3 protein-coding genes are annotated in these 3817 nt (G+C 63.5%); 1 reads left to right on the top strand and 2 read right to left on the bottom strand.

Annotated features, from left to right (window positions below; genetic code table 11):
* Positions 1 to 799, bottom strand: a 799-nt coding sequence (locus M3436_19870; GenBank protein MDQ3566235.1) for an efflux RND transporter periplasmic adaptor subunit, incomplete at its 3' end; no start/stop codon positions are given.
* An 85-nt stretch (positions 800 to 884) separates the two neighbouring features.
* Here M3436_19870 and M3436_19875 point away from each other — a divergent pair.
* A complete protein-coding gene (locus tag M3436_19875) occupies positions 885 to 2003 on the top strand; it encodes a COX15/CtaA family protein (protein MDQ3566236.1) in 1119 nt (372 codons plus the stop codon).
* On the opposite strand, the gene M3436_19880 is transcribed toward M3436_19875, so the two are convergent.
* Positions 1951 to 3771: a potassium transporter Kup gene (locus tag M3436_19880; protein MDQ3566237.1), complete on the bottom strand. Its 1821-nt coding sequence runs from the start codon at positions 3769 to 3771 to the stop codon at positions 1951 to 1953. The genes M3436_19875 and M3436_19880 overlap by 53 nt on opposite strands.
* Positions 3772 to 3817: the final 46 nt, after the last annotated feature.

Here is a 3817-nt window from a genome sequence, read left to right on the forward strand (position 1 = left end):
GCCGTAACTTGAGGTGCTGATTGGGGATGCGGCCCCGGACCCGCAGGCTACGGGAGGCTTCATCGACGCGCGGGTCGACGGCGTAGATCTCACCCTCGAAGACAGCCTCCGGGAAAGCTTCGACTTTAACGACGATCCGCTGGGCCGGCCGCACCTGAGCCGCGTGGCGCTCCGGGATGCGGAGATCGATCTTGATGGGATCGATGGCCTCCAGGTTGACCAGATCCCGGCCCTTCTTGACATAATCGCCGGGACTGATCTGCCGCAAACCGAGGATGCCGCTGAAGGGCGCGCGCAGCACGGTCTTCTGCAAGCGCGCCCGGGCCAAGGCGAGAGCGGCGCGCGCCTCCTTGAGGGCCGCGTCCATCTCGTCGTATTCTTGCTTGCTCATCACCCGCTTGGTGAGCAGATCGCGGGCGCGTTTGAATTTCAATTCCCCGAGCGCCAGGCCGGCTTCACGCTGATCGACCTCGGCCCGGTATTCGGCGGGATCGAGCGTGACCAAGACGTGGCCTTTGTCGATCGGCCGGCCTTCTTGAACATCGAGCGCCCCGACCCGTCCGTCGATCTCCGAACGGATGACGACCGCCTCGTCGGCGAGCAGCGTAGCGACGCTCTCGACTCTTTGGTTGGCGGGGCCCCTGCGCACGCCCGAGGTAACCACCGCGACGGCGGGGCTGCTCAACGCGGCCGGCGCCGTGCCGAGGCTTTGAGGCTGGGTCGTTACGGGGCGCAAGTAGTACCCCACCGCGCCGGCACATAGAAAAAGTGCCAATAGAATCGGTATAGCCTTCTTCACGCGTGCGGGGAGCGATCGGTTTTGCGGGGGGGACGGGTCGTGGATAATGGCGTCCTTTAAACGAGCGACAGTAGCATACGTGCTTATGGGACAAAATACACGGGGAGCCGCGAGTGCATCCGGCGCGCCCTTTACACGCGACGCCGCGAGCGCGCGGCCCGTCGCGCTGTGGCTACTCACATGCTGCGCCCTGATCGCCATCATGGTGCTGCTCGGCGGCGTCACGCGGCTCAAGCACGCGGGGCTCTCGATTGTCGAATGGCAGCTACTCACCGGGGTATTACCGCCGCTCAGCGCAGCCGCGTGGGAGGATGTTTTCGCTCAATACCAACGCTATCCCGAATACCAAAAACTCAATCGGGGCATGACGCTTGGCGAGTTCAAAGCCATTTATTGGCTTGAATACCTGCACCGGCTCTGGGGGCGGCTCATCGGGATCGCGTTCCTCGTGCCGTGCCTTTATTTCGCGCTCCGCCGCCGGATTGGACGCGCGCTCATTCCCAAGCTCGCCATGCTATTCGTGCTCGGCGGGCTTCAGGGTGCTCTCGGCTGGTATATGGTGAAAAGCGGCCTCGTGGACCGGCCCGATGTCAGCCAGTATCGCCTGAGCGCCCATCTCGGTCTGGCTGCGTTTATCTATGCCTACATGCTCTGGGTGGCGCTGGGCCTCTTGCGCCCCCGGATTGCGGCCGAAGGAGCGTTACCTCGTTATTGCTTCGCCGTCCTCTGTCTCGTCTTCGCGACCCTGCTCTCGGGCGGCTTCGTCGCCGGACTTGACGCCGGGTTCGCCTATAACACCTTTCCGCTCATGCAAGGCCAGTGGATCCCCGAAGGACTTTGGCACATGCAGCCGTTCTATCGAAACCTCTTCGAGAACCTCATCACCGTGCAGTTTATGCACCGCGTTCTGGCCCTCGCGACCTTGCTTGCCGTCGGTCTCCTTTGGCTCGCGGCGCGCCGCTCGGCCCTCCCGGCACGCGCACGCCGGGCCTGCCACTGGCTCTTGGGCGCCGCCTTCTTGCAGGTCATACTCGGGATCTCCACCTTGATCCTCGTCGTGCCGCTACCCCTCGCCTTGGCCCATCAGGCGGGGGCGTTGCTGCTCCTGACGATGGCTATTTGGACGCTGCACGAGCTGCACAGTTCTCCGCTCAGATCTCGATCTGCGTCCCCAGCTCGATCACCCGGTTCGTCGGGATCTTGAAGAAATCCATCGCGCTCGCCGCGTTGCGCGACATCGTGATGAAAAGCTTTTCCCGCCAGCGCGCCATGCCCGGCCTCACGGTGGGAATCATGGTCTCGCGGCTCAGGAAGAACGAGGTTTCGAGCTGATTGAACTCGAGGCCTAAGGGACGGCACCGCGCCAAGGCTTTGGGGATATCGGGATCGTCCTGGAATCCATAGCGGACAATGATACGGTAAAAATTGTTCGCAAGCGGCTGTACCTGGACGCGGCGATCCTCCGTGACCCAGGGAATGTCCTCCGTGATCACGGTCAAGAACACCACCCGTTCATGAAGCACCTTGTTGTGGGCTAAGTTATGCAGTAGGGCATGGGGAGCGCCTTCGCGATTGGCCGTGAGGAAGACAGCAGTACCGGGTACGCGGTGCGGCGCGCCCTCGGCGAAACCGTATAGCACCGATTCGAGGGCGATGGCTTCCTCGCGCAGGCGGTCGGCGAGCACCGCCCGCCCCCGTTTCCAGGTGGCGAGCAGGGTGAACACACCCGCCGCTACCACGATCGGGACCCACCCTCCTTGGAAGATCTTGAGCGAGTTGGCGGCGAAAAACGCGAGGTCGATGCTGATGAAGAACACGGCGCCGATGACCGTGGTGAGCCAACTCCATCCCCATAAACCGCGGATCACTACGAAGGCCAGCACGGTATCGATGGCCATGGTGCCGGTGACCGCGATGCCATAGGCCGCCGCCAGATCGCTCGACGATTCGAAGCCGAGCACCAAGCCCACGGTCCCGATCAGCAATCCCCAGTTAATCGCCGGGAGATAAATCTGGCCCATCGCGCTCGCCGAGGTGTGCACGATCCGCAAGCGCGGGCAATAGCCGAGCTGCATCGCCTGGCGCGTGATCGAAAACGCTCCCGAGATGACCGCTTGAGAGGCGATCACGGCGGCGGCCGTCGCCAATGCCACCATAGGGTAGAGCGCCCAAGAAGGCGCCAAGAGATAAAACGGGTTCTGGGCGGCGCCGGGATCGCGCAGGAGCAATGCGCCTTGACCGAAGTAGTTGATGAGGAGGGCGGGCAGCACAAACCCGAACCACGCGAGGCGGATGGGGCGTTTGCCGAAATGCCCGAGATCGGCATACAAGGCCTCCCCGCCTGTGATGGCCAGCACCACGGCGCCCAACGATAAAAATGCGTCGCGCGGGTGGCCGGCGAAGAATTGGATGCCGTAGACCGGATTGAGCGCCCGAAGCACCCGGGGCTCGTCGATGATCGCCATGGCCCCAAGCGCCGCGAGGCTCAAAAACCAAACGCACATGATGGGGCTGAAGGCCGCCGCCACGCGCGCCGTGCCCCGGCGCTGAAACAAAAACAAGGTGCAGAGCACGGCCAGGGTGATCGGAATCACGTAGGGCGCGAGCGCCGGGGTTCCGACCTCGAGGCCCTCTACCGCGCTCAACACCGAGATGGCCGGCGTGATGATGCCATCGCCGTAAAACAGCGCCGCGCCGAAGAGCCCGAGCAACATCAGTAACCCGACCGGCCGCGATTCGCGCGACACCGTGCGCCGGACTAGGGCCATCAGCGCCATAATCCCCCCCTCGCCGTTATTGTCGGCCTGCAGGATAAGCACCACGTATTTTAGCGAGACTACGATCAGCAAGGCCCAGACGATGAGAGACAGGATCCCGAGCACGTTGCCGTTGGTGACCGCGATCCCGTGCGGGCCGCCGAACGCCTCCCGGATCGTGTACAAAGGACTGGTGCCGATATCGCCGTAGACCACGCCGACGGCGCCTACGGCAAGGCTTGTGACGGTGTTACGCGGTGGC

Source organism: Pseudomonadota bacterium (assembly GCA_030859565.1).
In the GTDB taxonomy this organism is placed as follows: Bacteria; Pseudomonadota; Gammaproteobacteria; order JACCXJ01; family JACCXJ01; genus USCg-Taylor.